We start from the raw sequence: 19,133 nt of genomic DNA, 5'->3' as shown, positions 1-19,133 counted from the left end.
CCTAAGGAGAGACCGGCGATGAGCCGTACACACATTTCGGCACTCAGCCCCATGCAGAAACTGGCCCGTAACCCGGCTGTCATCGCCATGACGCTCGCGCTTGCTCTCGCAGGCTGCGCGAACAAGAAGAACATGCCGAACAGCGCCGGTGAACTCGGCCTTGGTGGCGCGGGCTCCGCAACGCCGGGCTCCCAGCAGGACTTCACGGTCAATGTCGGCGACCGCATCTTCTTCGACACCGACTCCACCTCGATCCGCGCCGACGCCCAGCAGACCCTGCAGCGCCAGGCCCAGTGGCTCGCCCGTTATCCGAACTACGCCATCACCGTTGAAGGCCATGCCGACGAACGCGGTACGCGTGAATACAACCTTGCGCTCGGCGCCCGTCGTGCGGCTGCAACCCGCGACTTCCTGGCTTCCCAGGGCGTTCCGGCAAACCGCATGAAGACGATCTCCTACGGCAAGGAAAAGCCGGTCGCGGTTTGCGACGACATTTCCTGCTGGTCGCAGAACCGCCGCGCCGTGACGGTTCTCGGTGGCGCGGGCATGTGATTGCCTGACGTTATTGTGATCTTGAATGGGAGGCGGTCTTCGGGCCGCCTTTTGTTTTTTTCATAGTTTGGCCGAAGTTAAGTTGCTTTTTCGGTTGATATGGAAAAAATCCGGCTTGCGCCATTCCGGTGCAAATCAGTTAAGGCAGGACGAATGAGATGAAGAAACTTGTCGTGGCGGGAATGCTGGGGCTTGCAGCCTGCACCGGCTTGAGCGGCGCAGCCGTTTCGGGTCCGCTGTTCGGTGCGGGGGGTAGCTTCGGCACGATCAACTCTCAACAGCAGCTCCCGGTCGTCCGGGTTCAGGCCAATGAAGCCTATCGGGTTCAGCAGCTTGAAGAACAGATCCGGCAGCTCAATGGCCGTATCGAAGAAATGAGCTTCCAGCTTCTGCAGATGCAGGAAACGATCCGCAAGGCGCAGGAAGACAACGAGTTCCGCTTCCAGGAACTGGAAGGCGGCAATGCCGGCGGCAAGGGTGCAAGCCCGACCGCTGCACCGAAAAAGAAGGCGGAAGCCAGTCCGGTCAATCCGGCCTCGCCGCCGACCGACGACGTTGCAACGATCATCGAAACGCCACCCGAGGGTGGCGCTTCCGTTTCTCCCTCTGCTCCCTCCAGTGCTCCGACAGGCGCACCGGGAGAGACGACGCTCGGCTCGATCGAGCTTGATTCCAAGGGAATGCCGATTGGCGGCACGCTCAATTCCGGCGCCAGTAATTCCTCCGGCAACCTTCCCGGTGTGACCACCGGCAACAGCGCCCGCAAGACCGATCCTGTCAACACGGCGGCGCTGACCAGCGAAGGCGACATCTATCAGGCCGCCTACGGCCATGTCCTTTCCGGTGACTACAAGCTGGCGGAACAGGGTTTCCAGCAATATCTGCAGGGTTATCCCAAAGGCACCAAGGCCGCCGATGCGAGCTTCTGGCTGGGCGAGGCGCAATATTCCCAGGGCAAGTTCAACGAGGCCGCCAAGACCTTCCTGAACGGCCATCAGGCCTATGGCAAGTCTCCGAAAGCGCCGGAAATGCTGATGAAGCTCGGCATGTCACTCGCCGCTCTCGACAATACCGAAACAGCCTGCGCCACGCTGCGCGAGGTGCCGAAGCGCTATCCCAATGCTTCGAAGACCGTGCTGACCAAGGTCGCCAGCGAACAGAAACGGCTGAGCTGCTGATTTTCCCCTGCCATTGCGGGTATTTCCATGCCGGTCGATGCCCGCACTCCGAATGAAAAGACAGTTGCGCCGCTCGCGGCGGCACAGTTTTTTGTCGGAAATCTACAAAACCCCGCCCATATCCTCGTCGCAATCTCCGGCGGCAGTGATTCCACCGGCCTGTTGCTGGCATTGCATGAGGCAACGGCGGGAGTGGGTAAGGACCGCTTGCGGCTTTCCGCCGTCACGGTCGACCATGCGCTGAGAGCGGAATCCGCCGATGAGGCGTGCAAGGTCGCCATGCTCTGCGCCGAACTTGGCATCCCCCACGTTACCCGCCGGTGGGATGGTGCCAAACCGGCCTCCGGCCTTTCCGAAGCCTCCCGACTTGCCCGCTACCGCCTGATTGCCGAGGTCGCCCTTGAGACTGGCGCCGATCTTGTCGTGACGGGGCATACAATCGGCGACCAGCGTGAAACCGTGGCGATGCGCGCCGCCCGCAACGGCGGCAGTAATAATCTCGGTCTATCCGGCATGGCGGACGCGGTTTTATACGATAGCCGCTACTGGGTCATGCGGCCGTTCCTGATGTGTGAGAGGCAGGCGATCCGTGACTATGTATCGTCCCGCGAGCGCGGGTGGCTTGACGATCCGAGCAATGAAAATATCAGATATGAGCGGGTGCGTGTTCGGCAGGCGCTTCCCGTCTCTCCAGCGTTGATCGATGCGGAGGTCTCTTTCAAAAGACGGGCGCTTTCCGACAAAACAGCCGTTTTCCTGCGCGATCACACGCAGATTTTCCATGCTGCTCTCGCCAGACTGGCCGACGATGCCGTCAATCCCGATCTTCCCGAGTTCCGGCACGGGTTGGCGGCGCTGATCGCCACCCTTGGCGGAAGGGCATATTTTCCGGCCGCAAGCAGCATGGAGCGCGTTTTGCGGTTTCTCAAAACGGGTGAAAACGGGCGAATGACAGTCGGCCGTGTTCTTCTCGATCGGCGGCGGGATGGCCTTTATTTGTTGCGCGAGCAGCGAAACCTGCCGGAGCTTCATGTCGGCGCGCATCAGCAAGGGCTGTGGGACGATCGTTTCCTTGTGAAGAATGGATCGGCTTTTCCAATCCTTGTCAAAGCGGGCAGGGTTGGTGATGCCGTGGAAATGGCGGCGCATTTTCCGTCGGTGCCATCAGGGGTGACAAAACCGGCGATGGCGGGTCTGCCGCAAATTGCCGCAGCGTCCGAAGGGGAGGTTTCCATGCCGCAGGCCGTCACCATCACGCCGAGGCTTGCACCTTTCGATCTTTTCCTGCCGCGCTTCGACCTTGAGTTGGCAAATGCAATCGCCAATTTATTCGGACGGACGGCCTATCCACAGCCACCGGTTTAAATCCGGCCTCTTTTTCGTGAATTGCCATGGAAGAGTTTTTACACCAAAACGCATCAGATAACGCGCTTTGCCTTGGCAACGGCGGATGTCGTCCTTATGTTAGGGGCACATAATAGCGGGCAGCAGATATGCCCGTGTGAGTTCGGGGAGTTCGATGAACCCAAATTTCAGAAATTTCGCCTTGTGGGCCGTGATCGCCCTCTTGCTGATCGCGCTGTTCAGCATGTTCCAGACCTCGCCGACGCAAACGGGCTCGCGGGAAATCCCGTACTCCCAGTTTCTTCGCGATGTGGATTCCGGGCGAGTTCGCGACGTGACCGTCACCGGTAACCGGGTTCTCGGAACCTATACCGAAAACGGCACGGCCTTTCAGACCTATTCCCCCGTCATCGACGACAGCCTGATGGAGCGCTTGCAGAGCAAGAACGTGACGATCGTGGCGCGTCCCGAAAGCGACGGTTCCTCCGGTTTTCTGAGCTATCTCGGCACGCTTCTGCCGATGTTCCTCATTCTCGGCGTCTGGCTGTTCTTCATGCGTCAGATGCAGGGCGGTTCCCGTGGCGCGATGGGCTTTGGCAAGTCCAAGGCCAAGCTTCTGACGGAAGCGCATGGCCGCGTGACGTTTGATGACGTCGCAGGTGTGGACGAAGCCAAGCAGGACCTCGAGGAAATCGTGGAATTCCTGCGCGACCCGCAGAAGTTCCAGCGCCTCGGCGGCAAGATTCCGCGCGGCGTGCTGCTTGTTGGCCCTCCGGGTACCGGTAAGACGCTTCTGGCGCGTTCCGTCGCCGGCGAAGCCAATGTGCCGTTCTTCACCATTTCCGGTTCGGACTTCGTGGAAATGTTCGTCGGCGTCGGCGCAAGCCGCGTGCGTGACATGTTCGAGCAGGCTAAGAAGAATGCACCCTGCATCATCTTCATCGACGAAATCGACGCTGTCGGCCGCCATCGCGGCGCCGGTCTTGGCGGCGGTAACGACGAACGTGAGCAGACGCTGAACCAGCTGCTGGTCGAAATGGACGGTTTCGAGGCGAATGAAGGCATCATCCTCATCGCTGCCACCAACCGTCCCGATGTTCTTGACCCCGCACTTCTGCGTCCAGGCCGCTTCGACCGTCAGGTCGTCGTGCCGAACCCTGATATCGTCGGCCGCGAGCGCATCCTCAAGGTGCATATCCGCAACGTGCCGCTGGCGCCGAATGTCGATCTCAAGATTCTGGCCCGCGGCACTCCCGGTTTTTCCGGTGCGGACCTCATGAACCTCGTCAACGAAGCCGCCCTGATGGCTGCCCGCCGCAACAAGCGAGTGGTCACCATGCAGGAATTCGAGGACGCCAAGGACAAGATCATGATGGGCGCGGAGCGCCGCTCCTCCGCCATGACCGAGGCCGAAAAGAAGCTGACGGCCTATCACGAAGCCGGCCATGCCATCACCGCGCTGAAGGTTGCCGTGGCCGATCCGTTGCACAAGGCGACGATCATTCCGCGCGGCCGTGCACTGGGTATGGTTATGCAGCTGCCGGAAGGCGACCGCTATTCCATGAGCTACAAGTGGATGGTGTCGCGCCTGGTCATCATGATGGGTGGCCGCGTTGCCGAGGAATTGACCTTCGGCAAGGAGAACATCACGTCAGGCGCGTCTTCGGATATCGAGCAGGCCACCAAGCTTGCCCGCGCCATGGTCACGCAATGGGGCTTCTCCGACGCTCTCGGCCAGGTGGCCTATGGTGAGAACCAGCAGGAAGTCTTCCTCGGCCATTCCGTCTCTCAGTCGAAGAACGTCTCCGAGGCGACGGCGCAGACGATCGACACCGAAGTCCGACGTCTGATCGACGAGGCCTATACCGAGGCACGGCGTATCCTCACGGATAACCACGATGGCTTTGTCGCAATTGCCGAGGGTCTTCTCGAATACGAAACCCTGACGGGCGACGAGATCAAGGCGCTGCTGAGGGGTGAGAAGCCGGCGCGCGATCTGGGTGACGATTCTCCGGGCAGCCGTGGTTCGGCGGTGCCGAAAGCCGGCGCCAAGAAGGACGGCCCGAGCGAAGCAAAGGGTGACGGTGAGGCCGAAGGCGGCATGGAGCCGCAGCCGCATTGATCGTCCGCGCATGTTAGAAATTGTAAAAGGCCATCCGGGTTTCCGGGTGGCCTTTTCATTTTGGTAACAAGATATAAGCCATTTTTGCGGTAATTTACGTGCTGTTTATCGTGGTTTGTGGCATCTAGCCAAAAACGCTTCCGGCTGTTTTCAGCTTTTGCCGGAATGCCCGAAAGATTTGGAGTTCAAATGGCACGCCGTTATTTCGGAACCGATGGTATCCGCGGACAATCGAACGTATTCCCCATGACGCCTGATCTGGCGATGCGTGTGGGCATTGCCGTTGGAACGATCTTCCGCCGGGGCCATCATCGTCATCGCGTGGTCATCGGCAAGGATACGCGGCTTTCCGGCTATATGCTGGAGAACGCACTGGTTGCCGGTTTCACCGCCGCCGGCCTTGATGTCTTCCTGCTCGGCCCCATCCCGACGCCCGCCGTTGCCATGCTGACCCGGTCGCTGCGCGCCGATATCGGCGTGATGATCTCGGCTTCGCACAATCCCTTCTCCGATAACGGCATCAAGCTTTTCGGACCTGACGGATACAAGCTCTCCGACGAGCTGGAGCTGGAGATCGAGGACCTTCTCGACAAGGATATCTACGCCCAGCTCGCCAAGCCGAGCGAGATCGGCCGCGCCAAGCGCGTGGATGGTGACATCTATCGTTATATCGAATTCGTCAAACGCACCCTGCCGCGCGATGTGACGCTGAGCGGGCTTCGGATCGCGATCGACTGCGCCAATGGTGCTGCCTACAAGGTCGCACCCGCTGCGCTCTGGGAACTCGGTGCGGAAGTCGTCACGATCGGCAATGAGCCGAACGGCATCAACATCAATCTCGAATGTGGTTCCACCCATCCGGAAGCCCTGCAGAAGAAGGTGCATGAAGTGCGGGCCGATATCGGCATTGCTCTCGACGGCGATGCGGACCGTGTCATCATCGTCGATGAGCGCGGTGAGATCGTCGATGGTGACCAGCTGATGGCTGTCATCGCTGATAGCTGGGCTGCCGACAACACACTGCGCGGCGGCGGCATAGTCGCGACTGTCATGTCCAATCTCGGGCTGGAACGCTTCCTCGGCGACAAGGGCCTCACTCTTGCCCGCACCAAGGTGGGCGACCGTTATGTCGTCGAGCACATGCGCAACCACAATTTCAACGTCGGCGGTGAACAGTCCGGCCATATCGTGCTGTCGGACTATGGCACGACGGGCGATGGCCTCGTCGCGGCATTGCAGGTTCTCGCCAAGGTCAAGCGCTCCGGCCTCACGGTCAGCGAAGTCTGCCGCAAGTTTGAGCCGGTGCCGCAGCTTTTGAAGAACGTGCGTATCTCCGGCGGCAAGCCGCTGGAAAATCCTGTTGTGCAGCAGGCGATTGCGGATGCGGAAAGCGCATTGGCCAATAATGGCCGCCTCGTCATCCGCCCCTCCGGCACCGAGCCGCTGATCCGCGTCATGGCGGAAGGTGATGACAGCGCGCAGGTGGAGCAGATCGTCAATGATCTCGTCGGCGTCATTGCCAATGCTCGCTCGGCCGCGTGAGCCGAGGCGTCAGTAATGTCCTAACAAAGCCGGCTGCTCAGCCGGCTTTTTCTTTGCGTATTTGCTAATAAATATAGTGAATGATCGTGGTTAATCGGGACTTAACCATTTTACGTCAATCTCCATGACTGAACAGTTCACTGGCATCTGCTGCCGAAAACGCACGTGCCTCTTCTGGAGTGGAAGTCATGAAAAACGCCCTGGCCGGATTTCTGGCCGTCCTGCTGACCGGTACCAGCGCTATCGCTGCCGATCTTTATCAAGCCGAACCCGCACCGGCCTATGTCGAGGCCCCCGAGGTCGCGATCACCCAGGCGAGCGGCTGGTATCTGCGCGGCGATGTCGGTTATTCCTTCAACAAGCTGCGCGGCGCCCATTATTATCAGGGTGGCCCGGGTGGCTATCTGCAGGATTTTGATACAGCGACAATCAAGGACAGCTATGTCATCGGCGGCGGTGTCGGTTATCAGTTCAACAACTATTTCCGCAGTGACGTGACCTTTGACTATATGGGCAAATCGGATTTCAGAGGCTCCACGAGCGGCTTCTGTGGCTCTGTTCCCGGTCGTTGCGTCTCGGCGGATCTTAGCTCCCTGCGAGCCTACACGCTGATGGCCAACGCCTATGTCGATCTCGGCACCTATGGCCGCGTCACACCCTATGTGGGCGGCGGTATCGGCGGCTCTTACGTGAAATGGGACAAGCTGCGCAACACGTCGTGCAGCGTCAATGGCCTTGGCTGCGACCCGACCACCGAACATGGCGGCAAGGGCAAGTGGCGCTTTGCCTACGCTCTGATGGCCGGTGCGTCCATTGACGTCACCTGTAACCTGAAGGCCGATATCGGCTACCGTTTCCGCCACATCAACAAGGGCGATATGTTCGCTTATGAGAATGGCGGCGGTCCGGGCCGTGACAAGGGCCTTTATTCACATGAAGTGCGCGTCGGCGGCCGTTATGTCTTCAATGGCTGCGACACTGCGCAATACATGCCGCCCGCTGATATTCCGCTGCAGCCTGCCGTTTATAAATAAACGTCACGCACCGCTGGTACTTTCAGACCGTCCGCATCCTCCGGGTGCGGGCGGTTTTGTTTTACCGGCATCGGACACCGCGCATGACGCATATGGACCAAAATTCTTCTGCGCAGCGACATATTCCGCTTGACTGGGATCGGCGACAGGAATAGCAACGGCGTCAGGACACTCCACCCTAACGTGGAGCGCCTATCTGGAAGGGTAGTCAAATGACAGATATAGTGAAGCCGGACGTGCGTCCGGGCAATACGCATTTTTCCTCTGGTCCCTGCTCGAAGCGTCCCGGTTGGTCGCTAGATGCTCTCTCCGATGCGCCGCTCGGTCGCTCGCATCGCGCCAAGGTTGGCAAAGCCAAGCTGAAGCAGGCCATTGATCTCACCCGTGAAATTCTTGATGTTCCTGCCGATTATCGTATCGGCATTGTTCCCGCATCCGACACCGGCGCTGTTGAAATGGCGCTCTGGTCGCTGCTGGGCGAACGCGGCGTTGACATGCTCGCCTGGGAAAGCTTCGGCGCTGGCTGGGTTACCGACGTCATCAAGCAGCTTAAGCTGAAGGACGTGCGCAAGTTCGAGGCCGATTACGGTCTGCTGCCGAATCTCGCCGAAGTCGATTTCGACCGTGACGTCGTCTTCACCTGGAACGGCACCACCTCTGGCGTTCGCGTTCCCAATGCCGACTTCATCCCTGCCGACCGTAAGGGCCTGACCATCTGCGACGCCACCTCGGCGGCCTTCGCGCAGGACATGGACTTTACTAAACTCGACGTCGTCACCTTCTCCTGGCAGAAGGTTCTGGGCGGCGAGGGCGGCCATGGCGTCATCATTCTTTCGCCCCGCGCCGTCGAGCGCCTGCTGAGCTACGCGCCGGCATGGCCGCTTCCGAAAATCTTCCGCATGGTCTCCGGCGGCAAGCTCATCGAAGGCATATTCACCGGCGAAACCATCAACACGCCGTCCATGCTCTGCGTTGAGGACTATATCGACGCTCTGCTGTGGGCGAAGAACCTCGGTGGCCTGAAGGCGCTGATCGGCCGTGCCGACGCCAATGCCAAGGTCATCTACGACTTCATTGAGAAGAACAACTGGATCGCCAACCTGGCCGTCAAGCCGGAAACCCGCTCCAACACCTCCGTCTGCCTGAAGATCGTTGATCCCGAGGTGCAGGCGCTGGATGCCGCCGCACAGGCCGATTTCGCCAAGGGCGTCGTCGCCCTGCTCGAAAAGGAAAATGTCGCCCTCGATATCGGCGCTTACCGCGACGCACCGTCCGGTCTGCGCATCTGGGCCGGCGCGACCATCGAGACGGCCGATATGGAAGCCGTCATGCCCTGGCTCGCCTGGGCTTACCAGACGCAGAAGGCAGCACTTTCCAAGGCTGCCGCCTGATTTTGATACCGGCCCTGCGCTGATGCAGGGCCGCACATTCCCCGTTTTCAAAACTGCACCGCTTTTCAAGGAGCCCGTGAACCATGGCACCTCGCGTACTCGTATCCGACGAACTGTCGGAAACCGCCGTCCAGATTTTCCGTGATCGTGGCGTCGAAGTCGATTTCCAGCCGAAGCTCGGCAAGGACAAGGACAAACTTGCCGAAATCATCGGCAATTACGATGGTCTGGCCATTCGTTCCGCCACCAAGGCGACCGAAAAGCTGATCGAGGCGGCAACCAACCTCAAGGTCATCGGCCGCGCCGGCATCGGCGTCGACAATGTCGATATTCCGGCCGCCTCGCGCCGCGGTATCATCGTCATGAACACGCCGTTCGGCAACTCCATCACGACTGCGGAACATGCCATCGCGCTGATGTTTGCCGTTGCGCGCCAGCTTCCGGCCGCCGACAGCTCTACGCAGGCCGGCAAGTGGGAAAAGTCGAAATTCATGGGTGTCGAAATCACCGGCAAGACGCTCGGCGTCATCGGCGCCGGCAATATCGGCTCCATCGTCTGCTCGCGTGCGCTTGGTCTCAAGATGCATGTTCTGGCCTACGACCCCTTCCTGTCGCCGGAGCGCGCGCAGGAAATGGGCGTCACCAAGGTTGAGCTCGACGAACTGCTGGCGCAGGCCGATTTCATCACCCTGCATGTGCCGATGACTGACAAGACGCGCGGCATCCTCAATGCCGAAAACCTTGCCAAGACCAAGAAGGGCGTGCGTATCGTCAACTGCGCCCGTGGCGGTCTGGTGGATGAAGCGGCTCTTGCCGAAGCCATCAAGTCCGGCCATGTCGCCGGCGCCGGTTTTGACGTGTTCGAAGTCGAACCCGCCACCGAAAGCCCGCTTTTCGGCCTGCCAAACGTCGTCTGCACGCCGCATCTCGGCGCTTCGACCACGGAAGCACAGGAAAACGTCGCTCTTCAGGTTGCCGAGCAGATGTCGGATTATCTGGTCAAGGGTGCCGTCTCCAACGCCATCAACATGCCGTCGATCACGGCTGAGGAAGCACCGCGCCTGAAGCCTTTCATCCGTCTGGCGGATGTTCTCGGCTCCTTCGTCGGTCAGGTGCAGGAAAGCGCCACCAAGGAAATCGAAATCCTTTATGATGGCGCAACCGCCAACATGAACACCAAGGCGCTGACCAGCGCCCTTCTGGCCGGCCTGATCCGCAGCCAGGTTGCGGATGTGAACATGGTTTCGGCCCCGGTCATGATCAAGGAAAAGGGCATCATCCTTTCTGAAGTCAAGCGCGACAAGACCGGTGTTTACGACGGTTACATCAAGCTGACGGTCAAGACCGAAAACCAGATACGCTCGGTTGCCGGCACGGTGTTCTCGGATGGCAAGCCGCGCTTCATCCAGATCAAGAACATCAACATGGATGCGGATGTCGGATCGCACATGATCTACATCACCAACACCGACGTTCCCGGCATGATCGGCTTCATGGGCACCACGCTCGGCGAAGCTGGCGTTAACATCGCCAACTTCCAGCTCGGCCGTGAAAAGGAAGGCGGCGACGCCATCGCGCTGCTCTATGTTGACGGCCCGGTTTCCGAAGAGGTGCTGGACAAGCTGCGCGCCAACCCGGCCATCCGCCAGGTCAAGCCGCTGACGTTTAACGTCGACTGATCTATCGTTCCTCCCAAGGGGACAATAAGGACCGGTGCAGGGGCAACCCTGCGCCGGTTTTTGTTTCTCCAGTTGCCCATTTTATGGCAATCCGCGCCGGTCTCGCGCCTCGGTTGCATATCACAAAAAATTTAAGCCGAGTGGTCTAAAAATGATGATCATGAGTTGCTATATCGCCTGCTGAGATGCCGCTCATGGGAGGGCGGCCAACAGGAGATAACGATGTTTGCTGCCTTTCGGCGCTTCAAGGGTTTGTTCGCAGTCGCCGCGCTTGGTATCGCGGTGTCTTTCGTAGCTGTTGATATGGCAGAAGCACGCCGCGCCAGCGGTGGTTTCGGCAGCCGCGGCACGCGCACCTATTCGGCTCCGCCTTCGACCAGCACGGCGCCCGGCCAGACCGCGCCGATCAACCGCAGCATGACGCCCAATACTAATCAGGCAGCACCGAGCGCTGCTCAGCCGGCCCGTCCCGGTGCGCAGGCGCCGCAGCAAAATCGCGGCCTGTTCGGCGGCATGATGGGTGGTTTGATGGGCGGCCTGTTGATGGGCGGCCTGTTCGGCATGCTTCTCGGCGGTGGCTTTGGTGGCATGGCCGGTTTCTTCGGCATGCTGCTGCAGGTGGCGCTGATCGGCCTCCTCGTTATGCTCGCCATGCGTTTCTTCGCATCGCGCCGTCAGGGTCAGCCCGCTTATGGCTCGGCCGGCGGTTCGCAGCGCACGGATCATTCAAGTTCCTCCTATAATGGCGGTTCGCAGGCGGGTCCTTCCGCATCCTCGTTCAAGATTCCGAAGATTGGTGCTCTGGCCGGTGCTGCGGGTGGTGCTGCGGCTGCTACTGCGGCAACGGCAAAGCCCGTGCCCCACGCCAATGCCATCTCGGAAGGCGATGAAATCGGTATCACGCAGGGTGACCTCGAAACCTTCCAGAAAATGCTGGAAGATGTGCAGGCTGCCTATGCGGCCGAGGATTACGGCACGCTGCGCAAGCTGACGACGCCGGAAGCCATGTCCTATCTCGCGGAAGAACTGAGCGACAACGCGACCAGCGGTGTGAAAAACGACGTGCGCGACGTGACGCTGCTGCAGGGCGATGTCGCCGAAGCCTGGCACGAAGAAGGGCAGGATTACGCAACGGTTGCGATGCGTTACTCCGCCATCGACGTGATGCGTGACCGCACGTCCGGCAAGGTAGTCGAAGGCGATGAACAGCATCCGTCCGAAGCGGTCGAGATGTGGACCTTCGTCCGTCGCCCCGGCAACGATAACTGGCAGGTCGCCGCCATTCAGGCCGCCGCCTGAGGCAACAGCCCGAGTTTTATAGAACGAAATGGCCCGGAGGTTCACGAACCTCCGGGCTTTTGTTTATCAGGACGCAAAGACGTCGACCGTCCTGAAATTTAGTCCCGGATACTCCTTGCCCTGGGCAGACGCGGCAGGGCAAAAAACCGATTGATAAATCTAACGGGTGATATCTCCGCCGATCATTGGCTGCAATTTCCGCTTCACCCTGCTATGCAGGGTTTTGAGCCCTGTTTGTCGTGGCATGTCGCCGGTGCATGGCTCGACCGCTTCACGGAATTGCCTTTTTTCATTCATCCGGCATTCAGTCCCTGCATCCTAACCAGAAAGCATACACGTCAATGTGACTTTTCGCGCCGGTTCTAAACCGCTTTGGAAAGGGAACCACAGCCGCAAAACAGCGTTGACAATCCAATTCCCGGCCCGCCTCCCGCAAGCCGGGCTGGGTGGCCGGGCAATGCAGGCCCTGCGAGAACGGAGAGCTATCGAGATGAAACGCTTCGACCTGATCGACGGGATGCGTGGTTACTTCCTCGTCTTCATGCTGATCAACCATCTGGTGTTTGCCGGCGGCTTCTGGCTGGTGGAAATCAATCACCGGCAGTTTGCCTTTGTCGAGGACGCGCAGGGCTTCGTCTTCCTGTCCGGCCTGCTGATCGGCATGGTCTATGCGCGCAAGATGATGAAATATGGCTATGACGCCGGCAAACAGATGATCTGGAACCGGGCGATGGAGCTTTATCGTTATGCGATGGGTCTCGTCATCGCCGTGCTGTTCTTCCGCATGGTCATCCCGCATGCGCCCTATATCTGGTACAACTGGCTGGGCATGACGACGTTCGACGATCCGCTGCGTCTGGCGGCGATTGCGACATTCCTCTTCCAGCCGACCTTCATGGATATTCTGCCGCAATATATCGTCTACATGCTGTTTGCGCCGGTCCTTGTTAAGCTCTGCCTTGACGGCAAGTGGGCGTATGTCATGGCCGGTTCCCTGCTGGTCTGGATGGCGGGCCAGCTTGGTCTTCAGCAGATCGTGACGACGCCGCTCAACGAACTCGTCAAGGGTGCGGACGAGCAGGGTATCCGCGTCAGCTTCAACCTGCTCGGCTGGCAACTGGTTTTCTATTCGGCGCTGGTGATGGGCGCGATGACGGCGCAGAACCGCATTCCGTGGAAGGCGATCTTCTCACCGCAGCACACATGGCTTCCAAAGGCAGCGCTTGTCATCTGCCTGTTCTTCATGCCGCTGCGCATCGCCACCGCCTGGGGCCTGATGCCGGAATTCATGATGGGCAAGTTCTCCACCATGGAAATCCGCGCCGATTTCGGCCCGGTTTACCTCATCAACTTCCTGGCGGTTGGCGTCGGCCTGACCTGGCTGGTGATTGCCGGTCCGCACCACCACCGTCCGCTCGTGCGTTCCATCGCCGAAGGCGTCATCTGGGTGCTGTCGTTGAAGTTCCTGCAACTGCTCGGCCGCCATTCGCTGCAGGTCTATGTCTGGCATGTGGCGATCGTCTACGGCGTCTATTATCTCGACGGCCGCACGGCGGAACTGTCGCAGCTCAACAAGACGCTGATCGCTTTTACGGCCATCGGATTGCTGGCCTTGCCGGCCCTGTGGCGGGAGCGCGACAAGTGGTTCGGCAGCAGCGGCCAGAAGACGGCCGGCGCTTAACAGCCTGTCGCGGACCGAATCTGATTGCTTTGCGGGGCGGTTTTCCGCCCCGTACTTGCGTGCGCGGCCATTCCTTTCTATATGCAGCCCTTAAATCCGCAGATCGGCGAGACAGGACGGCCCGGTTGATGGCCATGGCTTCTCGCAGCGGATGACCGACAGGCGGCGGGGCCTTTACCCCCGTTATGACTGACGATGGGAAAAAACGTGAATACGCTCGATTTTGACAAGAGGCCGGAAGATACCCGGATCGTTGTCGCCATGTCCGGTGGCGTCGATTCTTCCGTGGTGGCCGGTATCCTCAAGCGCGAGGGCTATGATGTCCTCGGCATTACCCTCCAGCTTTATGACCACGGTGCCGCCGTGCACCGCGCCGGCTCCTGTTGCGCCGGGCAGGATATCGACGATGCGCGCAGGGTCTGCGAAACGCTCGGTATCCCCCATTATGTGCTGGATTACGAAGCGCGGTTCCGTGAAACCGTGATCAACCCCTTTGCCGAAGCCTATGCGATGGGTGAAACTCCGATCCCCTGCGTCGCCTGCAACCAGACGGTGAAATTCGCCGATCTGCTCGCTACGGCACAGGAACTGGGTGCCGATGCACTGGCGACCGGCCATTATATCCGCTCGCGCCCCAATCCCGTTGCCGGTCAGCCGGGGCGGCGTGCGCTCTATCGGCCGATTGACAGCGACCGTGACCAGAGCTGGTTCCTGTTTGCGACGACGCAGGAGCAGATCGACTATCTGCGCTTCCCGCTGGGCGGTCTTTCCAAGGCCGAAACGCGGGCGCTGGCGGAAGATATGGGGCTTGTCGTCGCCAAGAAGGCCGACAGCCAGGACATCTGTTTCGTGCCGCAGGGCAAATATACCGATATCATCAACAAGCTGAAGCCGAATGCGGCCTTGGCCGGCGATATCGTCCATCTGGACGGGCGCGTGCTCGGCCGCCATGACGGCATCGTGCATTATACCATCGGCCAACGCCGGGGCATCGGCGTCGCGACCGGTGAGCCGCTCTACGTCGTGCATCTCGATGCGCGGGGCCGCCGGGTCATCGTCGGCCCGCGCGAGGCGCTGGAAACCCGTCGTGTCTATCTACGCGACATGAACTGGCTGGGCGACGGTGAGCTGGCGAGTGACGCAGGGCAGGGCTTTGCCTGTTTCGCCAAGGTGCGCTCCACCCGCCCACCAACCGAAGCGATGCTGCATGCGGACGAAAACGGTATCTATGTGGATCTGATGACCGGTGAGGCCGGCGTCGCTCCTGGCCAGGCCTGCGTGCTCTATTCCGCACCCGGGGCCGATGCCCGCGTTTACGGCGGCGGTTTCATCGAACGGTCGGAACGCTCGGTTGAAGCCGAGGCATCGCTCAAGGCGCTTCTGGAAAAGCCGGTTGCCGCCTGAAACCATTCGCTTTTTGCAGCAATGCGGAAAGCGAATTTTTTGCGCATCTTGCGCTTGACACTTTGGGGAGCGGCACCTTATAAGCCGCTCATCCTGATGGAACGGCCGGTCACATGACTGTCACGTTTCCACTGTGGCGGGGTAGCTCAGGTGGTTAGAGCAGCGGAATCATAATCCGCGTGTCGGGGGTTCAAGTCCCTCTCCCGCTACCACTTTCCTTCATATGAAAAATCTAGCCAGTAGCGTTCTGCGCCTGTGTTTCGTCGCTTCTCCAAGCCCCGAGAAACGATGGATCAGATGGTGTTTGCCGGTAAGTTTCGCCCAAAAAAAGGGAAACCCGCTTACTACAAAAATGCAGCCAGCGGGTCTCAACCTTTACCCCCTCCCACAAGGGCGGCTGCACAAAAGCACATTGAATGAATTATGGCAAGATCAAGGCGACCATATTGTTGCGGTGGAGGGCCCTGTTCTCCAGTTTATTGGTGGATGGCAAAGCGTGACCAGTTCCGTGTGCCGTTGGTAAGGGGATCGGTAGGACACCAGGTTTTCGGTGCACCCCATTTTTTCAACGGTCCGCGTTTGGTGATGTGTCTTGTGCGGTGAAACCTGTTCGCGGCCATAAACGACCATGTCTGCGGCAAGCGATGTGGTTGGTATCGACAGGACGGCGAATGCGGCAGTCAAAAGAATTCTTCTGGAATATGCGGACATGGCTCTTCCCCTGTTTATCAACGCAGGAGAACGTCCGGCGCATATGAGCCGTTCCAGGGTTGATGCTGTTATTTTCGCGCGTGGTGGCGCCAGCAAAAAAAGATGCCCGCTCAAGGCGGGCAATCAGAGGGGAACTGAGGTTAGGAGCCTCGTGTCTGAAACGGACATCTTCAACATAAGTTCCGATTGCGGGATAATTTCCGCAGCGTCGTGCCGACGGGAGTGCTGCGAAGGCAAGGTATTCCAGGCCGCATCGCCCGGAACGATTCGGCGTGCGGAAACAACGGTGCTTTCCTGAGGATTCAATCTTTAGGGAAATTTGGAGCGGGCGAAGGGATTTGAACCCTCGACCCCAACCTTGGCAAGGTTGTGCTCTACCCCTGAGCTACACCCGCTCAAATCCACCGGTCCGGGGTAGTTCGCTGAACCGTGGGCCGCCAAGCGGCGACGGGCGCTATATCGCTCAATCGATTCTGGAATGCAACAGGGAAATGACAAAAACGCGAAAATTTCTTTGAGAAATGCGACAAGCGGCGGAAATGATTGAGAATTTTTCATTCCGCTGTTTTTTCCTGCGTTGCCAAGCCTCAGTTACCCCCTTAATCAGGAAACAAGGAAAACGGAATCGACAGAGGCGGGCGGCAGGATATGGCGGAAAATTCCCAGAAGACGGCAACGGAACTGTTCGAGTTTCTCGACGGGCTTGGCATTTCCCACACCACGAAACAGCATGAGCCGGTGTTCACCGTCGCCGAATCCCAGTCGCTGCGCGACCTCATTCCGGGCGGTCATACAAAGAACCTCTTTGTAAAGGACAAGAAGGATCAGTATTTCGTGCTGACGGTTGAGGAAAATGCGGCCGTGGACCTGAAAAGCGTTCACAAGACCATCGGGGCGGCAAGTCGCGTGTCCTTCGGCCGACCGGAAAAAATGCTGGAATATCTGGGTGTCGTGCCGGGTTCGGTCACGGTGTTCGGGGCCATCAACGACACGGACAGGCAGGTCACCTTCGTGCTCGACAGCGATCTCCTGGAAAACGAGTTGGTGAACGGCCATCCGCTTTCCAACGACCAGACAACAACGATCGCGTCCAAAGATCTCATTCGCTTTCTCGAGGCAACGGGACATGCGCCGCTTGTCTTGAAAGTCAGCGAGTGAGATACGATCTTTGCTTCAAATAAGACAGATGACAGAAGTTTACGGGAGACCGGCATGAGCGGCGACAATAATCCTTACGGCGGTTCCTATAGCGGGCAGATGACCGCAAGCGCGCATCACAATGGCGAGCTTAACGGTGCGGCCTCCGGCCACATCAAGGACACGACGACGGCCGGTTTCTCCAAGGATGTTCTTGAAGAATCCCGTCGCCAGCCGGTTCTGGTGGATTTCTGGGCGCCCTGGTGCGGCCCGTGCAAACAGCTGACGCCGGTGCTTGAGAAGGTCATCAACGAGGCGAATGGCCGTGTGAAGCTCGTGAAGCTGAACATTGACGATCATCCGTCCATTCCCGGCCAGCTCGGCATCCAGTCCATTCCGGCAATCGTCGCCTTTGCCGACGGCCGGCCCGTGGATGGCTTCATGGGCGCCGTTCCGGAAAGCCAGATCAAACAGTTCATCGAAAAGATTGCAGGACCTGACGCGGGCGATCCCAAGGCTGAGATCGAGGCCGTTCTGACAGACGCAAAGCAGCTTCTGGCAGATGGCGATTTTAACGGCGCAGCGCAGCTTTTCGGCGCCGTCATGCAGGCCGATCCGGAAAATCCCGCAGCGATTGCCGGTATCGCCGAATGCATGATCGCGGTCGGTCAATATGAGCGGGCCAGCGAGCTGCTCTCGTCCCTGCCTCAGGAACTCAATGACGATGCGGGCATTCAGCTCGTTTCGAAAAAGATCGCGCAATATGAGGAAGCCCGCAAGATCGGCGACCCCGTGGCGCTCGAGCGCGAGCTGGCGCTCAATCCCGATCAACACGAGGTGCGGGTGAAGCTTGCCAAGGTGCTGAACGCGCAGGGCCGACGCGACGAGGCGGCGGATCATCTGCTCTATATCATGCGCAAGGACCGCACCTTTGACGATGACGGCGCGCGCCGCCAGCTTCTGGAGTTTTTCGAGGCCTGGGGTTTCAAGGATCCGGCAACCATTGCCGGCCGCCGGAAGCTTTCGGCGATACTGTTTTCGTAATGCGGGCATATCCCGGCCAGGGCGGTTGCTCCGCCGGCCGGGCAGCAGTGAACAGGGGGCTTGATCCCATGCACGTCGGAAATGCGAGATATGTAAAGAACGACGACCTGCCGGAAACCGTGCCGGTCTTTCCACTTCCCGGTGCCCTGCTGCTGCCGGAAGGCCATCTTCCGCTCAATATTTTCGAGCCGCGATATCTTGCCATGATCGACACGGCGCTGGCGGGTCACCGGCTCATCGGCATGGTGCAGCCGGCGCTTCACGTCATCGAGTCCGGTCTTGAAGGCGGGCCTCTGAGCGCAGTCGGGTGCCTCGGCCGCATCACCTCCTTTTCCGAAACCGGCGATGGCCGTTACATCATCTCGCTCACCGGTGTCTGCCGCTTCCGCCTGCTGGAAGAGGTTGGGGTGGGCGAGCCCTATCGCAGCTTCCGGCACGCGCCTTTCATCGCCGATCTCTCGGGCGAATATGACGAGGAGGCCGTGGATCGTGAAAACCTGCTGCGGGTATTCCGCTCGTTTCTGGATGCCAACCAGCTGGAAGCCGACTGGGAAAGCGTTGAAAGGGCGGGCAACCGTGTTCTCGTCAATTCGCTTTCCATGATGTCTCCATTTGGACCCGCCGAAAAACAGGCGCTGCTGGAAGCGCCTGATCTGAAGACGAGGGCCGAAACATTGATCGCCATCACCGAGATCGTTCTTGCGCAGGGATCGGGTGAGGGCGGCAACGTGCTGCAATAGGAACGCCGCCATGGACGACAGGATGAGCAGTGTCGACCCCAAGCTGCTGGAGCTTTTGGTCTGTCCTTTGACGAAGGGGCGTCTTTCTTATGATCGCGTCCGCAACGAACTTATTTCCGAAAGTGCAAGGCTTGCTTACCCGATCCGCGACGGCGTGCCGATCATGCTGATTTCGGAAGCGCGCAAGATAGAAGACTAACCTCCCCGGTTATCACCTCCACACATTGCGTGTCGCGAATTGACGAAGATGCGTTGACAACCATGCGTGGATTTGA

15 protein-coding genes and 2 tRNA genes are annotated in these 19,133 nt (G+C 59.4%); 16 read left to right on the top strand and 1 reads right to left on the bottom strand.

All coding sequences use genetic code 11. The annotated features are described in order from the left end of the window. Nucleotides 1-18: 18 nt before the first annotated feature. The 12 genes from pal to QRN60_RS17790 all read left to right on the top strand — a co-directional run bounded on the left by pal (nt 19) and on the right by QRN60_RS17790 (nt 15,438). On the top strand, nt 19-552 hold the full coding sequence (pal, locus tag QRN60_RS17845; RefSeq protein ID WP_003506243.1) for a peptidoglycan-associated lipoprotein Pal: 534 nt from the start codon (nt 19-21) through the stop codon (nt 550-552). Nucleotides 553-710: 158 nt separating this feature from the next. Beyond that, nucleotides 711-1,730, top strand: coding sequence for a tol-pal system protein YbgF (gene ybgF / locus QRN60_RS17840; RefSeq protein ID WP_003506245.1), 1,020 nt, complete (start codon nt 711-713; stop codon nt 1,728-1,730). 27 nt (nt 1,731-1,757) lie between these two features. After that, nucleotides 1,758-3,095, top strand: a complete 1,338-nt coding sequence (tilS, locus tag QRN60_RS17835) for a tRNA lysidine(34) synthetase TilS (RefSeq protein WP_099087324.1) — start codon at nt 1,758-1,760, stop codon at nt 3,093-3,095. Between the two features lie 154 nt (nt 3,096-3,249). Beyond that, on the top strand, nt 3,250-5,196 hold the full coding sequence (gene ftsH, locus QRN60_RS17830; protein ID WP_003506249.1) for an ATP-dependent zinc metalloprotease FtsH: 1,947 nt from the start codon (nt 3,250-3,252) through the stop codon (nt 5,194-5,196). A 189-nt stretch (nt 5,197-5,385) separates the two neighbouring features. After that, entirely contained in the window at nt 5,386-6,738 is a 1,353-nt protein-coding gene (gene glmM, locus QRN60_RS17825) for a phosphoglucosamine mutase (protein ID WP_003506251.1), read from the top strand. 188 nt (nt 6,739-6,926) lie between these two features. Continuing rightward, nucleotides 6,927-7,772: an outer membrane protein gene (locus QRN60_RS17820; protein ID WP_003506253.1), complete on the top strand. Its 846-nt coding sequence runs from the start codon at nt 6,927-6,929 to the stop codon at nt 7,770-7,772. A 212-nt stretch (nt 7,773-7,984) separates the two neighbouring features. After that, on the top strand, nt 7,985-9,163 hold the full coding sequence (locus tag QRN60_RS17815) for a phosphoserine transaminase (RefSeq protein WP_060723156.1): 1,179 nt from the start codon (nt 7,985-7,987) through the stop codon (nt 9,161-9,163). An 83-nt stretch (nt 9,164-9,246) separates the two neighbouring features. Then, nucleotides 9,247-10,842, top strand: a complete 1,596-nt coding sequence (gene serA / locus QRN60_RS17810; RefSeq protein WP_003506257.1) for a phosphoglycerate dehydrogenase — start codon at nt 9,247-9,249, stop codon at nt 10,840-10,842. 222 nt (nt 10,843-11,064) lie between these two features. Continuing rightward, nucleotides 11,065-12,141 carry a Tim44 domain-containing protein gene (locus QRN60_RS17805; RefSeq protein ID WP_003506258.1) on the top strand — a complete coding sequence of 359 codons (1,077 nt, stop codon included), beginning with the start codon at nt 11,065-11,067 and terminating at the stop codon, nt 12,139-12,141. A gap of 490 nt (nt 12,142-12,631) precedes the next feature. Beyond that, nucleotides 12,632-13,822 (top strand): OpgC family protein, encoded by a 1,191-nt coding sequence (locus tag QRN60_RS17800; RefSeq protein WP_003506259.1) that lies wholly within the window; start codon nt 12,632-12,634, stop codon nt 13,820-13,822. Between the two features lie 207 nt (nt 13,823-14,029). Then, complete coding sequence (gene mnmA / locus QRN60_RS17795) at nt 14,030-15,226, top strand: tRNA 2-thiouridine(34) synthase MnmA (RefSeq protein WP_003506260.1); 1,197 nt, start codon at nt 14,030-14,032, stop codon at nt 15,224-15,226. A 135-nt stretch (nt 15,227-15,361) separates the two neighbouring features. Beyond that, a tRNA-Met gene (locus QRN60_RS17790) sits at nt 15,362-15,438 on the top strand. 819 nt (nt 15,439-16,257) lie between these two features. On the opposite strand, the gene QRN60_RS17785 is transcribed toward QRN60_RS17790, so the two are convergent. Beyond that, a tRNA-Gly gene (locus QRN60_RS17785) sits at nt 16,258-16,332 on the bottom strand. A 253-nt stretch (nt 16,333-16,585) separates the two neighbouring features. Here QRN60_RS17785 and QRN60_RS17780 point away from each other — a divergent pair. From QRN60_RS17780 to QRN60_RS17765, 4 genes are all read left to right on the top strand, one after another. Further along, on the top strand, nt 16,586-17,095 hold the full coding sequence (locus QRN60_RS17780; protein ID WP_077998630.1) for a prolyl-tRNA synthetase associated domain-containing protein: 510 nt from the start codon (nt 16,586-16,588) through the stop codon (nt 17,093-17,095). 54 nt (nt 17,096-17,149) lie between these two features. After that, nucleotides 17,150-18,118, top strand: a complete 969-nt coding sequence (gene trxA, locus QRN60_RS17775; RefSeq protein ID WP_112295528.1) for a thioredoxin — start codon at nt 17,150-17,152, stop codon at nt 18,116-18,118. A gap of 68 nt (nt 18,119-18,186) precedes the next feature. Next, the gene (locus QRN60_RS17770; protein WP_003506267.1) at nt 18,187-18,858 is read left to right on the top strand and encodes an LON peptidase substrate-binding domain-containing protein; all 672 of its coding nucleotides are present in this window, start codon (nt 18,187-18,189) and stop codon (nt 18,856-18,858) included. 10 nt (nt 18,859-18,868) lie between these two features. Then, complete coding sequence (locus QRN60_RS17765; RefSeq protein WP_026364035.1) at nt 18,869-19,057, top strand: Trm112 family protein; 189 nt, start codon at nt 18,869-18,871, stop codon at nt 19,055-19,057. The last annotated feature ends 76 nt before the right edge of the window (nt 19,058-19,133 follow it).

It is taken from the genome of Agrobacterium sp. CFBP2214, from assembly GCF_030209895.1.
Lineage (GTDB): Bacteria > Pseudomonadota > Alphaproteobacteria > Rhizobiales > Rhizobiaceae > Agrobacterium > Agrobacterium radiobacter.
This window is presented reverse-complemented; position numbering and strand designations above follow the sequence as displayed.

Coding starts and splice junctions, on each gene's coding strand:
- pal (WP_003506243.1), top strand. CDS start 19: ATGAGCCGTACACACATTTCGGCACTCAGCCCCATGCAGAAACTGGCC.
- ybgF (WP_003506245.1), top strand. CDS start 711: ATGAAGAAACTTGTCGTGGCGGGAATGCTGGGGCTTGCAGCCTGCACC.
- tilS (WP_099087324.1), top strand. CDS start 1,758: ATGCCGGTCGATGCCCGCACTCCGAATGAAAAGACAGTTGCGCCGCTC.
- ftsH (WP_003506249.1), top strand. CDS start 3,250: ATGAACCCAAATTTCAGAAATTTCGCCTTGTGGGCCGTGATCGCCCTC.
- glmM (WP_003506251.1), top strand. CDS start 5,386: ATGGCACGCCGTTATTTCGGAACCGATGGTATCCGCGGACAATCGAAC.
- QRN60_RS17820 (WP_003506253.1), top strand. CDS start 6,927: ATGAAAAACGCCCTGGCCGGATTTCTGGCCGTCCTGCTGACCGGTACC.
- QRN60_RS17815 (WP_060723156.1), top strand. CDS start 7,985: ATGACAGATATAGTGAAGCCGGACGTGCGTCCGGGCAATACGCATTTT.
- serA (WP_003506257.1), top strand. CDS start 9,247: ATGGCACCTCGCGTACTCGTATCCGACGAACTGTCGGAAACCGCCGTC.
- QRN60_RS17805 (WP_003506258.1), top strand. CDS start 11,065: ATGTTTGCTGCCTTTCGGCGCTTCAAGGGTTTGTTCGCAGTCGCCGCG.
- QRN60_RS17800 (WP_003506259.1), top strand. CDS start 12,632: ATGAAACGCTTCGACCTGATCGACGGGATGCGTGGTTACTTCCTCGTC.
- QRN60_RS17780 (WP_077998630.1), top strand. CDS start 16,586: ATGGCGGAAAATTCCCAGAAGACGGCAACGGAACTGTTCGAGTTTCTC.
- trxA (WP_112295528.1), top strand. CDS start 17,150: ATGAGCGGCGACAATAATCCTTACGGCGGTTCCTATAGCGGGCAGATG.
- QRN60_RS17770 (WP_003506267.1), top strand. CDS start 18,187: ATGCACGTCGGAAATGCGAGATATGTAAAGAACGACGACCTGCCGGAA.
- QRN60_RS17765 (WP_026364035.1), top strand. CDS start 18,869: ATGGACGACAGGATGAGCAGTGTCGACCCCAAGCTGCTGGAGCTTTTG.